Annotated in this window: 17 protein-coding genes; 9 read left to right on the plus strand and 8 right to left on the minus strand. The window is 62.6% G+C overall.

What is annotated here, in order from left to right; translation table 11 throughout:
* Positions 1-53 precede the first annotated feature (53 nt).
* Both KIP88_RS11100 and KIP88_RS11105 read right to left on the minus strand, forming a co-directional pair.
* A complete protein-coding gene (locus KIP88_RS11100; RefSeq protein WP_214487907.1) occupies positions 54-1043 on the minus strand; it encodes a tripartite tricarboxylate transporter substrate binding protein in 990 nt (329 codons plus the stop codon).
* A gap of 183 nt (positions 1044-1226) precedes the next feature.
* A complete protein-coding gene (locus KIP88_RS11105; protein ID WP_214487908.1) occupies positions 1227-2138 on the minus strand; it encodes a LysR family transcriptional regulator in 912 nt (303 codons plus the stop codon).
* A 116-nt stretch (positions 2139-2254) separates the two neighbouring features.
* On the opposite strand from KIP88_RS11105, the gene KIP88_RS11110 reads away from it, so the two are divergent.
* The 5 genes from KIP88_RS11110 to KIP88_RS11130 all read left to right on the plus strand — a co-directional run bounded on the left by KIP88_RS11110 (position 2255) and on the right by KIP88_RS11130 (position 5761).
* The gene (locus KIP88_RS11110) at positions 2255-3007 is read left to right on the plus strand and encodes an SDR family NAD(P)-dependent oxidoreductase (protein ID WP_214487909.1); all 753 of its coding nucleotides are present in this window, start codon (positions 2255-2257) and stop codon (positions 3005-3007) included.
* A 72-nt stretch (positions 3008-3079) separates the two neighbouring features.
* Positions 3080-3778: a pirin family protein gene (locus KIP88_RS11115; RefSeq protein ID WP_214487910.1), complete on the plus strand. Its 699-nt coding sequence runs from the start codon at positions 3080-3082 to the stop codon at positions 3776-3778.
* A 157-nt stretch (positions 3779-3935) separates the two neighbouring features.
* Complete coding sequence (gene wrbA / locus KIP88_RS11120) at positions 3936-4535, plus strand: NAD(P)H:quinone oxidoreductase (protein WP_214487911.1); 600 nt, start codon at positions 3936-3938, stop codon at positions 4533-4535.
* Positions 4528-4752 carry a hypothetical protein gene (locus KIP88_RS11125; protein WP_214487912.1) on the plus strand — a complete coding sequence of 75 codons (225 nt, stop codon included), beginning with the start codon at positions 4528-4530 and terminating at the stop codon, positions 4750-4752. Before wrbA ends, KIP88_RS11125 begins: the two co-directional genes overlap by 8 nt.
* Positions 4753-4813: 61 nt before the next feature.
* The gene (locus KIP88_RS11130; protein WP_214487913.1) at positions 4814-5761 is read left to right on the plus strand and encodes a DUF5996 family protein; all 948 of its coding nucleotides are present in this window, start codon (positions 4814-4816) and stop codon (positions 5759-5761) included.
* 109 nt (positions 5762-5870) lie between these two features.
* Here KIP88_RS11130 and KIP88_RS11135 read toward each other — a convergent pair whose 3' ends face one another.
* The 3 genes from KIP88_RS11135 to KIP88_RS11145 form a co-directional block, all read right to left on the minus strand.
* A complete protein-coding gene (locus KIP88_RS11135; protein WP_212417900.1) occupies positions 5871-6065 on the minus strand; it encodes a hypothetical protein in 195 nt (64 codons plus the stop codon).
* Between the two features lie 177 nt (positions 6066-6242).
* A complete protein-coding gene (locus KIP88_RS11140; RefSeq protein ID WP_214487914.1) occupies positions 6243-7430 on the minus strand; it encodes a GNAT family N-acetyltransferase in 1188 nt (395 codons plus the stop codon).
* A gap of 12 nt (positions 7431-7442) precedes the next feature.
* On the minus strand, positions 7443-8375 hold the full coding sequence (locus KIP88_RS11145) for a cupin-like domain-containing protein (protein ID WP_214487915.1): 933 nt from the start codon (positions 8373-8375) through the stop codon (positions 7443-7445).
* Positions 8376-8603: 228 nt separating this feature from the next.
* Here KIP88_RS11145 and KIP88_RS11150 point away from each other — a divergent pair, with 228 nt between their 5' ends.
* Positions 8604-9695 carry a hypothetical protein gene (locus KIP88_RS11150; RefSeq protein WP_214487916.1) on the plus strand — a complete coding sequence of 364 codons (1092 nt, stop codon included), beginning with the start codon at positions 8604-8606 and terminating at the stop codon, positions 9693-9695.
* Positions 9696-9698: 3 nt separating this feature from the next.
* Here KIP88_RS11150 and KIP88_RS11155 read toward each other — a convergent pair whose 3' ends face one another.
* The 3 genes from KIP88_RS11155 to KIP88_RS11165 all read right to left on the minus strand — a co-directional run bounded on the left by KIP88_RS11155 (position 9699) and on the right by KIP88_RS11165 (position 13243).
* Entirely contained in the window at positions 9699-11012 is a 1314-nt protein-coding gene (locus KIP88_RS11155; RefSeq protein WP_214487917.1) for an O-antigen ligase, read from the minus strand.
* Positions 11009-12010 carry a glycosyltransferase family 2 protein gene (locus KIP88_RS11160; RefSeq protein ID WP_249790720.1) on the minus strand — a complete coding sequence of 334 codons (1002 nt, stop codon included), beginning with the start codon at positions 12008-12010 and terminating at the stop codon, positions 11009-11011. Before KIP88_RS11160 ends, KIP88_RS11155 begins: the two co-directional genes overlap by 4 nt.
* 246 nt (positions 12011-12256) lie before the next feature.
* Complete coding sequence (locus KIP88_RS11165) at positions 12257-13243, minus strand: glycoside hydrolase family 26 protein (RefSeq protein ID WP_214487918.1); 987 nt, start codon at positions 13241-13243, stop codon at positions 12257-12259.
* A gap of 548 nt (positions 13244-13791) precedes the next feature.
* Between KIP88_RS11165 and KIP88_RS11170 the strand changes: the two genes are divergently transcribed.
* From KIP88_RS11170 to KIP88_RS11180, 3 genes are read left to right on the plus strand one after another with little or no spacing between them, the layout of a single operon-like run.
* Positions 13792-15267, plus strand: coding sequence for a lipopolysaccharide biosynthesis protein (locus KIP88_RS11170; RefSeq protein WP_214487919.1), 1476 nt, complete (start codon positions 13792-13794; stop codon positions 15265-15267).
* A complete protein-coding gene (locus KIP88_RS11175) occupies positions 15267-16478 on the plus strand; it encodes a hypothetical protein (RefSeq protein ID WP_214487920.1) in 1212 nt (403 codons plus the stop codon). The genes KIP88_RS11170 and KIP88_RS11175 overlap by 1 nt, the downstream gene beginning before the upstream one ends.
* A 1-nt stretch (position 16479) precedes the next feature.
* Positions 16480-17316 carry a bifunctional 2-polyprenyl-6-hydroxyphenol methylase/3-demethylubiquinol 3-O-methyltransferase UbiG gene (locus KIP88_RS11180; protein ID WP_249790671.1) on the plus strand — a complete coding sequence of 279 codons (837 nt, stop codon included), beginning with the start codon at positions 16480-16482 and terminating at the stop codon, positions 17314-17316.
* The last annotated feature ends 3 nt before the right edge of the window (positions 17317-17319 follow it).

Consider the following 17319-nt stretch of genomic DNA (forward strand, 5'->3'; position numbering starts at 1 on the left):
TGAATGCGGCCACGCGACGTTGGTGCAAACAAAAAAATGTGAAGCGGGTTCCGCTATTCCACCTTGCCGATCTTCTTCACCGCGGCGACCAATCGCGCACTGTCCTCAGCGACGAATTTTGAAAATTCCGGCGCGTCGAGATAAGCGACCGGGCTGCCGGCGGTCTCGAAGGTCTTGACCACCTCGGGAGCTTTCACCGCTTGCGCCATCGCTTCGCGCAGTTGCGTCATGATCGGCGCCGGCAACGCTGCTTGCGCGAACAATCCCGCCCAGATGTAGAACTCGACGTCCTTGTAGCCGAGCTCGCGGAAGGTCGGCAGATCAGGGAAACTCTTGATGCGCTCCGCGCCCCAGTTGGCGAGCACGCGCATCTTGCCGTCATCGACCTGCTGCTTCAGCGTCCCCGGCGCGGAAGCCACCGCCTGCACGGTGCCGCTCAAGAGTGCGGTCAACGCGGGGCCGGCACCGCGGAACGGCACGTGCAGCAGTTTGATGCCGGCGCTCGCGGCGAACATTTCCATCGCCACATGCAGCGTGCCGTAGGGGCCGGACGAGCCATAGGGAATTTGCCCGGGACGCTTTTTGGCGTCGTCGACGAGGTCCTGCAGTGTCTTCCACGGCGCCGACGCCGGCACGGCCAATAGCGTGGGATCGGCGAGCACGCGCGCGATCGGCGCGAACTGAGAAACCTCATACGACACCGGGCGGTCGAACAGCCGGTCGGCTTCGGGCAATACGGCGAGCGAGGACAGCGTCATCAACAGCGTGTGGCCGTCAGGCTCGGCGCGCGCCGCCGCCGCATTGCCGACCGATCCGCCACCACCCCCGGCGCGGTTGTCGACGATCACGGGCTTGCCAAGGATCCGCTCCAGCGCCTGCGCAACGGGCCGCGCCGCGAGATCGGCCTGGCCGCCGGGCGGGAATGGCACGATCATGGTGATGTTGCGCGAGGGGTACGGGCTTTGCGCGAAGGTGGCGTTGGAGAGCGCGGCGTGCGCCAGCGGCAATGCGGCGGCGGCCTTCAGGAGTTCGCGGCGGTTCATTGGTAGTTTCTCCCCGGTGATTTTGTTTTGGTTGTTGGAGGCAGCCTAACCTCAAATCGTAGGGTGGGCAAAGCGCAGCGTGCCCACCATCTTGCGGGCGTTGGTGCTCATTGTGTGCGTTCAGCGAATTTCCGGCCGTACGTATCGGCGGTGGGCACGCTTCGCTTTGCCCACCGTACGGGACTATTTCCGCTTCTTCGCTTTCGCAAAATGCTTCGCCAGAAAATCCGCCAGCACTTCGACGCGTGCGGGCCGCGGGCCGCCGGGCGGGGTGACCAGATGCACGGCGCCTTCCGGCTGGTGCCAGCCTTTCAGGATCACCTCGACTTCGCCGGATGCAATCGCATCCCCGACGATGAAGTCCGGCAGGTCGGCGATGCCGAGGCCGGCGATGACCGACGGCAACAGCGCCTCGCCATTGTTGACGCGGAGCTGGCCCGCGGGCCGGACGCTCGCCTGCTCGCCGGCCGCGTTGGTGTAGTGCCAGACGCCGGGTGTGGAGAGATAGGCGTAGCCGAAGCACTTGTGCTGGGCGAGGTGCATCGGATGCGTCGGCCTGCCGTGGCGCTTCAGATAGGATGGCGCCGCCACGGTGTAGCGCGGCATTGCGCAGAGCCGGCGCGCGATCAGCGAGGAGTCAGGCAGCCGCGCGATGCGCAGGCCGGCATCAAAACCCTCGCCGATCAGATCGACCGTCGCATCGCTCAGATGCAGGTCGATCGAGACTTCCGGGTACGCCGCAAGAAACTCCGGCAATATCGGCGCCACGGCCTTCACGCCGAACGTCATCGGCACCGCGAGCCGCACCAGCCCGCGCGGCGCCATCGATTGCGACAACGCTTCGTTTTCCGCCGCCTCGCCATCGACCAATAACTGCGCCGCGCGTTCGGCCAGTTTTTGCCCGGCATCGGTCAGCGCCAGCCGCCGCGAGGTGCGGTTGAACAGCCGCGCGCCGAGCCGCTGCTCCAGCCGGCTGACCGCCTTGGACACGGTGGCCTTGGACAGCGCCAGTTCGGTCGCGGCTGCTGCAAACGACCGCAACTCCACGACTTTTGCGAAAATCGCGAGGGCTTCGAAATCCGGGAGTTTCGACATTCGGATCGCCTTCAAGGCTCGTTTTTGGAAACAATGAGTTTCAATAGTTTCTATTTCTATACCACGTCCGACGGCATATCCAATGGCCATCGGAATTCGAGCAACGGAGAAACCCAATGACCAAGAAGCTCTCAGGCAAGGTAGCCCTCGTCACCGGCGGTTCGCGCGGCATCGGCGCGGCGTCTGCCCGCGCCCTCGCAGAAGAAGGCGCCAACGTCGCCATCAGCTATGTGGCGTCCCCTGCGAAGGCGGAAGCCGTCGTCGCCGAGCTGAAGGCCAAGGGCGTCAACGCCCGCGCCTACAAGGCCGACCAGGCCTCCTCCGTCGACGTCGATCAACTGGTGAAGAACGTCGCCAAGGATTTCGGCCGGCTCGACATCCTCGTCAACAACGCCGGCGTTGCCGTTGGCGGTGCGGTCGATGATCCCAACGCCGACACCGCGGCTTTGGCCCGGCAGAGCGCCGTGAATGTCGATGGCGTCATCACCGCGATCCGCGCGGCGGCGAAGCTGATGGGTGAAGGCGGCCGCATCGTCACGATCGGCTCTGACATCGCGACCCGCGCCTCGTTCCCCGGCCTCGCCGACTACGCCGCCACCAAGGCTGCTGTCGTCGGCTACACCAAGGGCGCAGCGCGCGACCTCGGCCCCCGCGGCATCACCGTCAACGTGCTGCAGCCGGGTTCGATCGACACCGACATGAACCCGGACGACGACCGCGATTTTGCCGACCTCCAGCGCAAGCAGCACGCGCTGCAGCGCTTCGGCAAGCCGGAAGAAATCGCCGCCGGCGTGCTGTTCCTCGCAAGCCCCGAAGCCTCGTTCGTGACCGGCACGGTGCTCAACGTCGATGGCGGCTTCGGCGCGTAATTCAATCAAACGAGGCCGGGTGCATGGCACCCGGTCGCCCAATTCAAAAAACTTTCAACGAAGGAATATCCCATGATCGAACTCAGACCTTTTGCAAAACTCGGCAGCGCCGATCACGGCTGGCTGAAAGCAAAGCACCACTTCTCGTTCGGCAGCCATTACGATCCCGATAATATGGGCCATGGCTCCTTGCGGGTGTGGAACGATGACGAGATCGCGCCGAACTCCGGCTTTCCCGCCCATCCGCACGCCAACATGGAAATCATCACCTATGTCCGCGAAGGCGCGATCACGCACCAGGACTCGCTCGGCAACAAGGGCCGCACCGAAGCCGGCGACGTGCAGGTGATGAGCGCCGGAAGCGGCATTCGTCATTCCGAGTACAATCTGGAACCTTCGAAGACGAAGATCTTCCAGATCTGGATCGAGCCGACCACGAAGGGCGGCCAGCCGACCTGGGGCGCGAAACCGTTTCCGAAGTCGGATCGCTCCGGCAAGCTAGTGACCATCGCCAGCGGCATTGACGGCGACAGGGATGCGCTGCCGATCCGGGCCGATGCGCGGGTGCTCGCCACCACGCTGAAGGCCGGCGAGAGCGCGGAATACGAACCGCACAAGGCACGTCACCTCTATCTGGTGCCGGCGGCCGGCAGCGTCGAAGTCAACGGCGTGCGCGTCAACGCCCGCGACGGCGCCGCGATCCGCAACGAGGCGAAGCTGACGATTACCGCGCTGGAAGATTCCGAACTGGTGCTGGTCGACGCGGCGTAGCGCAACGACGACACCCCTCCCCGTCATGGCCGGGCTTGTCCCGGCCATCCATCTCGCTTCGCGAAGATTCTTTCAAAGGCGATGGATTGCCGGGTCAGGCCCGGCAATGACACCTGAAAACAAACAACACGTCTTGCAAACCAAAAGGAAAGCCATCATGGCCAAAGTACTCGTGCTCTATTACTCCGCCTACGGTCACATCGAGGCGATGGCGAATGCCGTCGCAGAAGGTGCGCGCAAAGCCGGCGCCACCGTCGACATCAAGCGCGTGCCGGAACTGGTGCCCGACGAAGTCGCGAAAGCTTCGTATTACAAGCTCGACCAGGCTGCACCGATCGCCAAGATCGAGGATCTTGCGAACTACGACGCGATCGTCGTCGGCACCGGCACGCGCTTTGGCCGGATGGCGTCGCAGATGGCGAACTTCCTCGACCAGGCCGGTGGCCTCTGGGCCAAGGGTGCCTTGCACGGCAAGGTCGGCGGCGCCTTTACGTCAACGGCGACCCAGCACGGCGGACAGGAAACCACGCTGTTCTCGATCATCACCAACCTGCTGCACTTCGGCATGACCATCGTCGGCCTGAACTATGGCTTTGCCGGCCAGATGAAGCTCGACGAGGTCACCGGCGGCGCGCCCTACGGCGCGACCACGATCACCGGCGGTGACGGCAGCCGCCAGCCGAGCGAAAACGAACTCGCCGGCGCGCGCTATCAAGGACGCGTGATCGCGGAGACCGCGAACAAACTGCATGGCTGATACGATATGGGCGGCATTCTCATTCGGGAATGCCGCCATATCTGTCTCCGCAGGAGACGATGAATTCAGTGATGGTCGAAATTCTCTTTATCGCTCAACTGGCACGCCGGCCGCTGCAGGCCATGGCGCGGCGCTGGTGGTGCAGGAGCCTCTACCGCGCCTCGCGCGGACAGCGACGATGCCCCGACTGCACGAAATCGTGAGCCGCGATTTTTAAAGGCTCCGTGAATTCGTGCTACGCCTTCTGCCTTCACAGCAGGCACGCGCAGGGTTCTGGCATGAGCAACAATTCGCAAGGCCCGTGGCCGGAATTGCCGACCGCGGCGTGGCGTGACACCTGTGCGACACTGCAGCTCTGGACCCAGATCATCGGCAAGATCCGGCTGACCAAATCGCCCTGGCTTAATCATTCCTGGCACGTGACGCTCTACGTCACGTCGCGCGGATTGACGACATCGCCAGTGCCCGACGGCACGCGGACGTTCCAGATCGATTTCGATTTCGTCGACCATCGGTTGCGCATCTCGACCAGCGATGGCACGCAGCGGCACTTTGCGCTGGCGGGTCATTCCGTCGCCAGCTTCTACGCCGCCACCATAGCGGCGCTTGCCGAACTCGGCATTGCCGTTGCCATCGACGAGATGCCGAACGAACTGCCCGATCCGGTGCGGTTCTCGCTGGACACTACACATGCCTCCTACGATCCCGATGCCGTCGGGCGCTTCCTGCAAATCCTTGTCAACTGCGACCGCGTCTTCAAGCAATTCCGCACGGGATTTCTCGGCAAGGCGAGCCCGGTGCATTTCTTCTGGGGCAGTTTCGATCTCGCGGTGACGCGCTTTTCGGGCCGTCGCGCGCCGCGTCATCCCGGCGGCGTACCGAATTTGCCTGATGCGGTTGCCCATGAGGCCTATTCACACGAAGTCAGCAGCGCCGGCTTCTGGCCAGGCGGTGGCGCGATCGATTATCCTGCGTTCTATTCCTATGCCTATCCCGAGCCACCAGGTTTCCGCGCAGCGAAGGTGCGCCCCGATACGGCCTTCTTCAGCGAAGCGCTGGGCGAATTCATCCTGCCCTACGACGCCGTGCGCACGGCTGATAATCCCGACGAGGCGTTGCTCGATTTCCTGCAAAGCACCTATGAGGCCGCGGCAATATCAGCAAAGTGGGATCGCGACGCGCTGGAGTGCGATCCTGGCAAGCCGGGCGTGGTGCGACAGGTTTAGAGCTGCTGCGTAGGGTGGGCGCAAAGCGCGTGCCCACCATCCCCGTTTACTTTGCGAAGGAAGGTGGGCACGGCGCGATGCGCCCTTGCCCCCCTACGGATTCCCCAAGCTAATGCCGCAGTTGCGGCTTCACGATGGTCTGGCGAACTTCGGCGCCGCAGTCGGCGCATTCATAGGTGAAGTCGATCTTCGCCATGCTCCAATGCGGCTCGACGTCGCGCACGTACATTTCGAGCCCCACACAGCTCGGACAGATGACGAAGCCCGGCTCGATGTCGTCGTGATGATGGATGTAGGCTGGCATGTTGGCTCTCCCCAAATACACCCAAGAAAGCATTCACCCGTAGGCCCTGACCCGAGGCGAAGCATACGCCTCAGGCGCGCAGGCGATCATGAACTCTCGCGAACACAGCGAGAACGTCCCCACTATCCCAGCATGTGTGACAGATTTGCACCGCTGTGGAACTCCAGCCACAACGCGTCAATTCTCTTCGTGCGACAACGGCTTACCGAGCGCGCGTCTCAGCCAAATATCGAGCCGCGGATGGTTGCGCACTGCGCGCACCATATGGTCGTGCAGGCCGTAGCGGCATCCGCGCCAGCTCAAGGCGGCGCTGATGTCGATCAGTGGCAACCGCGCCACGCCGAAGCGGCGTTTGTAGGCGTAATTGCCCACAGAGAAATCGAACTCGCGCACGCCGTCTTTGTGCAGGGCGGCCATAGTGCGCTCGATGACCAGCCGGCCCGGCGAACAGTTCGACCATTTCTCGCCGGCATTGCTGATGCGGATCATCACAAAGCGCGAGCCGGTCCTGATGCCGAGCAGCGTCGCCACGATCTCGTCGCCGACCGTGAGCGCCGAGACCAGCGCATAGCCATTGCCGACGCCATCGCGCACCAGGTTGCGGTAGAACGCTGCGCAGGCATCATCATTGAGGATGTAGTTCCGCCCGAGGCTCTGCATCCGCGCGCCTTGCTGAACCTCGGTGGTCGCGAGAATCCGCAACGCTTCACTGGTATCGGTGACGATCGCAAAGGATGCGGCGGGATCGCGCGTGAAGACGCGCCAGCTCCGTTGCAGCTCCGTGCGCACGACTTTTTGCAGCGTGTAGCGCCAGGCGTCGTAATCCTCGCCGGTGGTGACGAGATTGCCGTTGAGCAAGCACGGACCGCCGGTGTCGAGCAGGGCGAGCGGGTTGGGCTTGCCGTCGAGATCGATGGGCACCTTGCGAAGGCGGATGAGATCGGCCGCCTCAGGCATGCGGCGCAGCGCCGACAGCAGGCTGCGCCACAGCGCGCGCATCGCTTTGGCATCACGCGGCGCGGCGCTGCCCAGGATCGGCGCGTTGTAGTCGGTCAGATTGAGATCGGCGAATTCGACGGTTGCGATCTTGTCTTGGCGGCGCCGGATCAGCGGCAGCAGCATCGCCGGCTCACGGGTTGATGCATCTGTTACGATCGCGATCAAAGGCGCCACGCCCTCGGCACCGGCGAAGGCGGCGTACCACGCGTCATACCATTGCGGATGCTGGAACGGCGTCGACGGGCTGATGTCATGCCAGTGCGCGACGGCCTGTTGCCAGTCGCAAAGTAACTCGACGCGGAATCCGGCCGCGCGGCCTGTTGACCGCGCCGCCAATTGCCCCGCACTGGTTGTCAGCACCGTCATCGGCGTTGCGATTTATGCCGCCTTCGGCAGATCGACGATCCTGCCGGGCTCAGTGGCGTCGAGACGGAAATCGATCGCGCGGCGGGCGTTGCGCTCGCGCTTGACCCACTTGCTGTCGCGCACGAGTTTCTGCAGCACCTTCTTGGCGAAGAAGGACGGCCCGCGCAGATTGCTGGTCTTCGGCGTGTAGCCGAAGCGATAACGCAGCAGGCCGTTGGCGAGGTGAACGATCTGGGCGCGGCGGATATCGTCGTTGCCGTAAGATACCGTCATGGAAATGTTGACAGTGCCGAGATTCTCGACGCGATGCGGCGCATTCAGTGGCCAGTTCAGCATCTGGCCGGGTTCGAGGTCGAACACCTGCGCATGCCCGTCGTACCAGGGCGCGTAGGGCAGATCGACCTCGACGTCGAACAGCGCGATGTCCTCGAGGTGTTGCGGCTTGATGAACGGCGCGGTGTTTGGGTAGACGTAGACCCGCTTGCGGCCGGCGATCTGAATCAGGCCCTGCCCCGGCAAATCGGCGTGATAATAGACCTGCGCGTCCGGCGAGGAGACCAGAATGCCGGCCTGGTGGTTCGGCACCACGAAATCAGGAACCTTGGCCGCAATCTCCCCGAACATCCTGTCGATCAGCTTGCGGTAACGGCTATCGACCGAACCGACATTGCGCATGTTGAGCCAGAGGCCGCCGCGGGAAATCGCTTCGATGACTTGCCGGCCGGAGAGGTTACCGATATCGCCCTCGCGCCACACGCGGCTGGATCCCTTGGCGCCGGTCTTGACCAGGCTGTAGTGCTCGCGCGGATAGCTTTCGATCAGCTGCGCGAGATCGTCCATCGAGAACGCTGGCGATTTGTGGATCTCGTGTTCGAGCCGGATCGGCTGATGGCTCCAAAGCTCGGAATGCGTCTCATCCCATCTGCTGAAGATTTTGCCCGTCATCGCCGCGCTCCTGCTTCCGTTGCCTGGCCGCCGCCTATTCCGGCTGTCCCGAAATCGCGGCCTGCCGCCATTGCAATACCCGCCCGATGTCCCGTTATGAGACGGCCGGACGATCTTCATGGTCGGATTGGCAAGAACGGTGCCGGGCGGACGCCGCCGCTTACCGGAAGCTAATGTCTGGGATGTATGGCTAACGCCAACCGTTCCTGGAAACCCCGCCGCCGCACGATGACTGGAGAAACCCGATATCGGGCGCTGTTTCTCGGCGCTGGACCGCAGATGCATTGCGGCGTCGGCCAGTTCACCCGGCTGTTGCAGGAGACGATCGAAAAGCTCGAGCCTGGAACCAGCGCAACGTTAACGCTGACGCAGACTGAGGGTTCGCTCGCCGAGATCTGGCGCGCGGTCGGCACAGCGCAAAGCGTGGTCTGCAACTTCCCGATCGTGGCCTGGAAGCGCGTAATGTTCGCGCCGCTCGCGGCGATGGCGATCGCCCGGCTGCGCCGGCGCAAGGTCGTCCTGATCCAGCACGAATGGAACGGGCTGCATTGGTTGCGCCGCATCACCTATATGCCGGCGCTGCTGCTGGCCGACACCATCATCATGTTCTCGCCGCTGGTGCGGCGCGAGCTGGCGAACGATCCCCTGCTCGGCTGGACCGCCAAAAAGAGCGTGCTGGCGCCGCTGCCACCGAATATCGAGGCCCCGGCGGCAATTGACGATTCGAAATTGCGGCATCGTCTCATCACCGCGAAAGGTGACGGGCGATTGCTGATCGGTCATTTCGGATCGATCTATCCGGGCAAGCAGCCCAACGCGCTGCTCGAGATCGGCGCGATTCTGAAGCAACGCGGGCTCAAGCCGCTGATCGTCTATATCGGCTCCTTCATTCGCGGCGTCGACAGGGTCGAGGAGGAATTTCATGCCCGCGCCAGAGAACTCGACCTCGCCGGGGACGTGATCGTTTCCGGTTTCGTCGCTTCCGATCACGAAGTCTTCGGCTTGTTCAGCGAGATCGACGTATTCTGCTATCCGCTCGACGAAGGGCTCACCGCGCGGCGCTCCAGCATTCTCACCTGCGTGCAATCCGGCCGTCCGCTGATCGTCGCGGGTCCCGTGCTGCCGGAGGAATTCGACCATCATCCGCGCTTCAAGGAACTGATCGACCGCGGTGCCATCGTGCTGGTCGCGCGCGGTTCGGACAACGATGCCTTTGCCGACCGGATCGCCGCGGTGGTCAAGCGGCCGTTGGTGCCTTTGCCGTTTGATTTCGACGACTGGTGGAAGGACGTCGCCGAAGTGGTGCGGGCGCAGCTCTGAGCCTCAGGCTTGCGCGCGGAACCGCGCGAGATAGTGCAGGCCGAATATCGCCAGCAGGAACGTGAACCACAGGGGATCGGAACGGTCGAGGAAGAAGCTTTCCATCGCCGACAGATAGAGTCCGAACAGCCAGATCCGCAGCAGCATCATGGCGAGCGGGCCGCTGTTGCCGCCCTCGTCCGCCCGCTGGAAATTCTTCAAGGGCACGATCACGAGCACCAGGATGAGCAGGAGAAGCCCGGGAACGCCCATGCCCAGCGCGGTGTCGAGATAACCATTGTGGCTGTGTGCGGCGAAGCCGGCCCACTCCTTGCCTTCCGGCAGGTTCTGAATCGCGCTGCTGCCCCAGAACGACGCAAAGCCATAGCCGGTGAGCAATCGCGCCTGGAGCGACTGCAGCGCAAACGCCCAGATGTCGGTGCGGCCGGTGAATGTCGAATCGAACGGCAGCAGTTTGGAAATTCCGGCGAGCCCCTCAAACATCACCGTGCCGACGCTCAGCAAATTCAGCAATAGCAGCGGCGTGAGCAGTATGATCGCGCGAAGCCAGAACGAGCGGATGACTGACGTTACCGACGTCAGCAACAACACCGCAAAGCACAGGGTCAGCGAACTCTTTCCGGCCGAATACAGCAGGAACAGCGAGGCCAGCGCGATGATCGCGGCTCCCGATAGCCATAGGCCGGAGCGGATGACATAGACGCCGAGAAACAGCACCATCACCATGATGGCCGCGGCCTGGTTCTTGTGGCCGAACGCGCCGCGCCAGTTGCCGGCAAGGCCGGGCTCCTGCGGATCGCTCGCCAGATGAATCGAAAGGTCCGGGGCCAGCAATATGCCGAGATAGCAGATCGCCAGCAATGCGAGCGCCGCGATCGTGAACCAATGCATCAATTCCTGCTGCGACCTTGGCAGCAGCATCAAGGCTGCGGTGACCGCAACAACGCAGACGGTCAAGGAAAGACGCTTGATCGACGTCCCTGGATCGAACGACAGCACGACCGTAACCAGCAGCCAGGCGCCGAACAGGACAAACGCCGACGACAACAAGGTCGCCAGTCCCCGCACGTCATTTCGCATGGCAAGCGCAACCGTCAGCACGCTCAAGGCCCCGAAAACGGCATAAGTCGCCAGCTCGTTTCCAGTGCCGACGTCGCCGATCTGCATATCGCCGAGGCTTTCAAACGGATGCAGCGATATCCAGCCCAGCAGCAGCGTGCCAACGAACGTCGCGCCGCGAACGATATCCATCACCTGCTGGCGCTCGATCCCGGCGGCCAGCTCACGGATTTCGGATGCGTCGACGATCTGGCTCATGAGACGATCTTCGACGCCTTGTAGGGTTCCGGCTCGAGGCCGAACGCCGCCAGCGCGCTGCCGATCGCCACAGCGACGGGATGCATGGCAATGGTCCCTTTACGCTCGCTCAAGAGCGCGCACACGGCATAGACAAAAGAAAGCGGCAAGGCCGCCAGCAATTTGGCAGTCAGCTTTGCCTGCAACCAGGTCGTCGGCGTCGCCTTGCGCTGGACGTGATAATTGATCGCGCCGATCCGCAGGCCGCGCATCACCAGCCATTTCAGGCTGGTGCGGCTTTGCGGCACGGTCTCTGAGATTACGGCTTCGGCCACCCAATGAAAGCGCAAGCTGAGCCTCATGCAGCGGTAGAAGAAATCGGTGTCGCCGCCGCCCAGAAAATTGAAACGAAGGTCGAATGCCGGCATGCCCAACCGGGTGAACACCGAGCGCCGGATCAGGCAATTGCCGCAGCCATAGATCACCGGCACGGGGCCTGAGGCGTCGTAGGCCGGTGCAAACGCGGGGTGGCGCCGCAAGCCGCGTTTTCGTGCGTCATCGAATTCGGGGAATACCGGTCCACCGACGATGTCGGCGCCGGTCGCGTCGGCAGTCCCTATCATCTGCTCCAGCCAGTCCAGCGATGCGATTTCATCATCGTCGATCATCAACAAGCTGCCTGCCATCGGAAACACCTGCAGCGCCGTCTCGAAGGCGGCGTTGATCGCATGGCAATTGCCTTGCCGCGGCTCGATCACGCATAGTCCTGCGAATTTCCCCGACGCGAGGTACTCGGTGGCAACCGGGACGCTCTCGCTCTTCGACGCATCGTTCTCCACCATGACGATGGCGAAGCGGCGGCTGGTGCGCTGAGCGGCAAGCGACTCCAGTGTCCGGCGCAGGTACTGAGGCCGCCGGAAACAGGGGATGCAAACGACGATTTCGATCGTAGGATCGAGTGCCGGCGAAATTGCCACCAGCGCGCGCAGAGCCGTGACCGACGGATCAGGCCCGTCCATCCGGAGATCGCTGGTCGAAATCTCTGCCATGAAACTCTGGTCGTTCACGAATATGTCTCATCGTCCCGAAACGGGATTGCCGGCGTAATCCCGGGACATTTCCGTCTCGATAAGGTCGTTCACTCCGGATTAATCCGGCCTTGGCGAACGCTACGCGCGCAGTGGTGCAATATTCGGTCCGGTGGCGAGGCGTGAAGCAGCCAACTCAGACGACGGTTAATGGACGGGGTTAATCCGCGCTGAAGATCAGCGGCTGAACAGCTTTCGGAACAAGCGCTGCGAATTCGGAAACTGGCCGTTGTCGATCTGGGTGGGCCAGGCGCCATCCACGTCGAAATAGGCGGCGTAGGCAATGCTGCCTTCGTTCTTCATGAACCAGTCGTGCATCTGCTGAATGAAGAACGGATTGTCGCCGGCATTGCCGACGCCCCATTCGGGGTAACTCATCCGCTTGCCGTGCAGACGCGCAAAGTCGCGATGCCATTCCAGACCGAATGGCGCCTTGACGTAGAACGTGTTCCAGCGTTCCTCAGGCGTGCCCTCATGCTTGAAGTCGTAGACGTCGAGGCCGATGTAGTCGACGACGTCGTCGCCGGGATAGCTGAGGTCTGCCGGCATTTCCTGCGGCCCCCACCCCGGGCACCAGTCGAACTTGAAGCCTGTAGAGTGGCGCCTGAATATTTCCACGACGCGCCGGAATGCCTTGATGTATTCGGCTTCATGTCCCTTGGCGAACCACGCCATCTCAGCCAGATTCATCTCCCAGCCGAGCCGGATGATCGCCTGCGGATGCGTCTCCGAAATCGCCCGCGCCGCCGCTTCGAATTCGGCATCGTGGAGCCCATCGGCAACGTCGGCGAGAGGCGTCCCCTTCATTGTCAGCGGGATCGACCACACCACGTTGCGCGCGGGGTTGAGCTTCTTCCAGACGCCAGGAACCCAGCTCAATCTGGAGAAATCTTCCCAGGTCGTCTGGCCATAGAAGTCGACGCCCAGCACCGTGGACGGCTTCTGCTTCAGCCATTTTTCCCACGTCTGCAGCGTATGCTCGCGACCTATCGGACCCCAATTGACAAAGGCGCCTGCGAACTTCGCTTGGGTGGAAACGGCGCGCGAGGCGGCGTTGCTGTCGACATGCGCCAGCAGCAGCACGGTCACCACGAAAGCCGCCAGAAACAGCACCAAGCGCTTCGCGCTGAATGCTTTGCGCGGCCTTGGATCATTTCGAAACATTGCCTGTCCTCGTATGCAGCCTGCGAGCGATCTCCGTCATTCCCGTCGCAAAAGGATACAGGCCGGACAGGTCTGCTGTACCAAAACGAAGAGGAGGCTCAGAGCCAGCTTTCTTGCAGAAAGAGTTTTCGTCGAAAATCTAACCAAATGGTCATCGGAAATCCGATCGCCGACGGCGTCGACGATTGCGCTGATCGGCTTTGCAATATCGAGTCCACCGCGAGCACACAGCCGAACGGCGCTTCCGCCATGGTTACCGCGGAATTGCAGCGGCATCCGCGTGTCACAAATGCGGACACGGTCGACAGATCGGGATGTACCGCAAACGTCCGATCCCGCGCGCGCCGGTGCCTTCCCCGCAAGAAAGCACAGAAAACCGGCAAGTTAACCACGCCGACGCACCGCAGCACGCATTGCGTCGGTCCGGCACCGATCTTGCTCCATGGGCACTGCGGGAGGATTGCGCCTGATAACGGCGAGCCTCCCGGCAGATTTGTCGAGATGAATTGCAACGTGTCGTTAACCCTGAACCCATTGCCGAAAGTTTAATGCTCAGCCAAACGTTCCATTATTCGGTTGCGAGCGTCGTATCGGCCGCTATCGGCCTGCTGAGCGCTGTCGTGTTCACGCGCCTGCTCTCGCCCGAAGAATATGGCGTCTACGTCGTCGGTCTGAGCACCGCGGGTATCGTCTCGGCGCTGCTGTTCACCTGGGTTCGCGTCTCTGCCCTGCGTTTCCAGTCGGAAGGCGGCGCGGTCGACGTCAGGAAGACCATCTTCGTCGCCTATCTCATCTCCGCCCTCGCCGCGCCCGTCGCACTCCTTGTTGCCACGCTGACGACGTCGGTATCGCTGGAGCGAAATCTCGCGGCAATCTTCTTTGCGCTGGGGCTCGGCCTGTTCGAACTGGGACAGGAACTGCTGAAGGCGCGGCTGCAATCGTTCGCGTTCATGACGGCGTCGATCATTCGCGCCTGCCTGGCGTTCACGCTGTGTCTGGCCGCGGCGCTTTTGGGCGGCGGCGGACTGTGCCAGCTCGCGATGGTGACCGTCACCTATTTCGTCACGACGACGCTGTTTGCGAGCACGATCCTGCAATCCCCTGTCGCCGGACCGAGGATTTCCGATCTGCGGACGTTTGCGGGCTTCGGTATTCCGATCACGCTGTCGGGCATCTTCTTTGCGATCCACGCAGCTCTCGACCGGATGCTGGTGTTTCATTTCTTGGGCGACCACGCGGCCGGCCAGTACGGCGCGTCCGCGGATCTCGTCCGGCAGATCATCCTGATCCCGGCGGTGAGCATCGCGTCCGCAACGATCCCGCTGGCGGTGCGCGCCTACGCCATCGGTGGCGCCTCCAAGGCGCGACCGCATCTGGAATTCAGCCTCGAAATTCTGCTGGCCGCCGTCTTGCCCGCCGTCGTCGGCGTAGCGTTGACGAGCAGCTATATCGCCGGCGTGATCCTTGGCAGCGAGTTCAGGGAGACCGCGGCGCAGATCATACCGATCCTGGCCTTTGCCTGGCTGTTTCAGTCAATTTCCCAATCCTACATTCACGCGAGCTTTCATCTCGCCAAGACGCCGTTCATGATGACGACGCAGAGCATCGCGATGCTGATCGCGAACTTGCTGGTCATGCCGGTCCTGCTTGCCAGATTTGGCCTGGTCGGCGCGGCGGCGAGCCTCGTCGTCGTGGAAGCCTTCGGCGCAGGCTTCGGCTGGTATCTCACGCGGAAGGCATTTCCACTTCCCTTCAACGCATTCCAGGTCCTGCGCATCGTCGCGGCGACGGCGATCATGGCGCTGGTGCTGACGTTCCTGAAACCTCTGCTTCCGATCAGCATCGTCTCGTTTGGCGTGCTGGCCGCAACCGGCTGCCTCGTCTACGTCGCCGCAGCCTTCGCCTTCGACATCGCCGGCTTGCGGAAGGCCGCGATCGCCTATGCCGCGCGGCGCAATCTCCCGGCCGCGTCCATCACCGCCCCGTCCACGGGGCTACCCAGCATGTCGACACGAGAACCATGATGCGGCTAGCAAGTAAAAGTCCGGTCGTTGCAGCCGACCATCGACATGTCATTTGCCGAACCAACCCGGTGTCGCTGTCGGACTTCACCGACAGGCGGCGCGAGGCGACGCGCCCGCTCGCATTCCGGCGCGAGAATTTCGATCGCGACTTCGACAGCAATACGCTGTTCTACGACGCGGTGCAGGTGAGCCAATCAGGGATTGCCCTGTTTGCGCCGCCATTCTTCAACCTCGCGCGCGAGGTCGCGGCGACGAACTTCATCAGCGGCGCGGGAACCTGCAAGGCGCGGACAAGGCACCTCGACCGCCACGCCCAATTGTGGCTGGACATTCCCGAGCAAGCCGGCCCCATCCAGGCACTGGGCGAACTGGGAAGCTTCACGTTCTCGGTGTCGCCGAACGGGTCGGAAATGTTCAGGGATCGCCGCGTCATCTTCACGATGTCGAAGGACAACCCGATCGAATGGATTCTCGACTGGGTGAGATTCAACCGCGACATTCACGGCGCCGATGCCGTTCTCATCTATGACAACGGCTCCAGCGCCTACGACAGCGCGACCTTGAGCGCGGCACTCCAGTCGGTCCCCGGCATCCAATGCTCGGTCGTGATGGAGTGGCCTTTCAAATACGGTCCGCAGGGCGCGAACAGCTGGGACCATTGGGATTCCGATTTCTGCCAGTTGGGCGCCTGGGAGCACGCAAGATGGCGCTTCCTGCAGAATGCCCGGAGCGTCATGAACTCCGACATCGACGAGCTGGTGCTGTCGAAGACGGGACAGTCGGTGTTCGAAGCCGCCGAACAATCATGGACCGGGCTTGTCCGATATCGCGGGCGATGGATCATCGGCATCGATGACGGCATCCGCGACAGCGTGAGCAAGGCTCCCCATCGGCACACCGATTTCTCGATTCTCATGCCGCCGAACTACCAGTTCTCTAGGCTGGTGATGCGACGCGACGCCAACGCGTGCCTGCCGAAATGGACGGTGGTTCCCGGTCGATGCCCCACGCATGCGCAATGGCATGTCCATTCGATCTTCTCCTGGTGGGCGTCGTATTTCTGCACCAGGAACTTTTCGTTCCGGCATTTTCGCGAGATCGGCAGCAACTGGAAATACCAGCGCACCAACCGCGTGCCGTTCGATTCGTCGGTTCACAAGACGGACCACGCATTGATGAAAGCTTTTCAGTGCGTCGATTGGGAAAACTAAAATGAACAAGGCAACCCTAACGTCAGAATGGATGAAATCGATGGACGAGGCAGTCACGATCGACCCCACGCAGTCGGCGATCGACCGTTCGGAAGCCATTCAGCATCCGCAGGCGCTGCTCGAGCTGGCGCACGGCGAGGCACGGCGGAGCCTCTTGACCGTTCACGGCATCCTCGAAGCGACGCTGCCTGCGGGGGAGCTCTCGATCTACGAAGCCGGCGGTGGCTCGACCAGCTTCCTGCCGCTCAAGGTGCTGCATCGCGCCCACGTCACCGTGGTCGACATCGACGAGGACCAGATCCGCAACAACGACTACGCGCACAGGGCTATCCTCGGCGACATCCAGACCTATCGCTTCAAGCCCAACAGCTTCGATCTGGTGATCTGCTACAACGTGATCGAACACGTGCCGGATGTCGAAGCAGCCCTGCTGAACTTCTACGAAGCGCTGAAGCCGAACGGCATGGTCCTGATCGGCGCGCCCAATCCGCGATCGCTGTCCGGCGTCGTCACCAAATACTCGCCGCACTGGTTCCATGTCTGGTTCTACCGCCATGTCCGCGGCGACAAGAAAGCCGGCCTGCCCGGCCACGCGCCGTTCCCGACGCTGTTCCATCCGCTGGTCACGCTTTCCAACCTGGAGGCGTTCGCCGAGCAGCACGGCCTGCAAATGATCTACCGCAAGCAGTATGAGAGCCCGCGCTATCCGGAGATGCGGCTGCGCAAGCCTCTGTTCGCCGCTCTGGTCGATGCCGCCGCGCGCGTGATGAACGCGTTCCTCCCCGGCAAGACCGACGTGCGGCACGGCGACTATCACGTGATCCTGCGAAAGCGTTGAGAC

Origin of the sequence: Bradyrhizobium sp. SRL28, from assembly GCF_018596315.1 — a bacterium.
Lineage (GTDB): Bacteria > Pseudomonadota > Alphaproteobacteria > Rhizobiales > Xanthobacteraceae > Bradyrhizobium.

Excerpts from the sequence above, each read along its gene's own strand:
- KIP88_RS11100 (WP_214487907.1), bottom strand. The coding sequence starts at position 1,043 with ATGAACCGCCGCGAACTCCTGAAGGCCGCCGCCGCATTGCCGCTGGCG.
- KIP88_RS11105 (WP_214487908.1), bottom strand. The coding sequence starts at position 2,138 with ATGTCGAAACTCCCGGATTTCGAAGCCCTCGCGATTTTCGCAAAAGTC.
- KIP88_RS11110 (WP_214487909.1), top strand. The coding sequence starts at position 2,255 with ATGACCAAGAAGCTCTCAGGCAAGGTAGCCCTCGTCACCGGCGGTTCG.
- KIP88_RS11115 (WP_214487910.1), top strand. The coding sequence starts at position 3,080 with ATGATCGAACTCAGACCTTTTGCAAAACTCGGCAGCGCCGATCACGGC.
- wrbA (WP_214487911.1), top strand. The coding sequence starts at position 3,936 with ATGGCCAAAGTACTCGTGCTCTATTACTCCGCCTACGGTCACATCGAG.
- KIP88_RS11125 (WP_214487912.1), top strand. The coding sequence starts at position 4,528 with ATGGCTGATACGATATGGGCGGCATTCTCATTCGGGAATGCCGCCATA.
- KIP88_RS11130 (WP_214487913.1), top strand. The coding sequence starts at position 4,814 with ATGAGCAACAATTCGCAAGGCCCGTGGCCGGAATTGCCGACCGCGGCG.
- KIP88_RS11135 (WP_212417900.1), bottom strand. The coding sequence starts at position 6,065 with ATGCCAGCCTACATCCATCATCACGACGACATCGAGCCGGGCTTCGTC.
- KIP88_RS11140 (WP_214487914.1), bottom strand. The coding sequence starts at position 7,430 with ATGACGGTGCTGACAACCAGTGCGGGGCAATTGGCGGCGCGGTCAACA.
- KIP88_RS11145 (WP_214487915.1), bottom strand. The coding sequence starts at position 8,375 with ATGACGGGCAAAATCTTCAGCAGATGGGATGAGACGCATTCCGAGCTT.
- KIP88_RS11150 (WP_214487916.1), top strand. The coding sequence starts at position 8,604 with ATGACTGGAGAAACCCGATATCGGGCGCTGTTTCTCGGCGCTGGACCG.
- KIP88_RS11155 (WP_214487917.1), bottom strand. The coding sequence starts at position 11,012 with ATGAGCCAGATCGTCGACGCATCCGAAATCCGTGAGCTGGCCGCCGGG.
- KIP88_RS11160 (WP_249790720.1), bottom strand. The coding sequence starts at position 12,010 with ATGGACGGGCCTGATCCGTCGGTCACGGCTCTGCGCGCGCTGGTGGCA.
- KIP88_RS11165 (WP_214487918.1), bottom strand. The coding sequence starts at position 13,243 with ATGTTTCGAAATGATCCAAGGCCGCGCAAAGCATTCAGCGCGAAGCGC.
- KIP88_RS11170 (WP_214487919.1), top strand. The coding sequence starts at position 13,792 with ATGCTCAGCCAAACGTTCCATTATTCGGTTGCGAGCGTCGTATCGGCC.
- KIP88_RS11175 (WP_214487920.1), top strand. The coding sequence starts at position 15,267 with ATGCGGCTAGCAAGTAAAAGTCCGGTCGTTGCAGCCGACCATCGACAT.
- KIP88_RS11180 (WP_249790671.1), top strand. The coding sequence starts at position 16,480 with ATGAACAAGGCAACCCTAACGTCAGAATGGATGAAATCGATGGACGAG.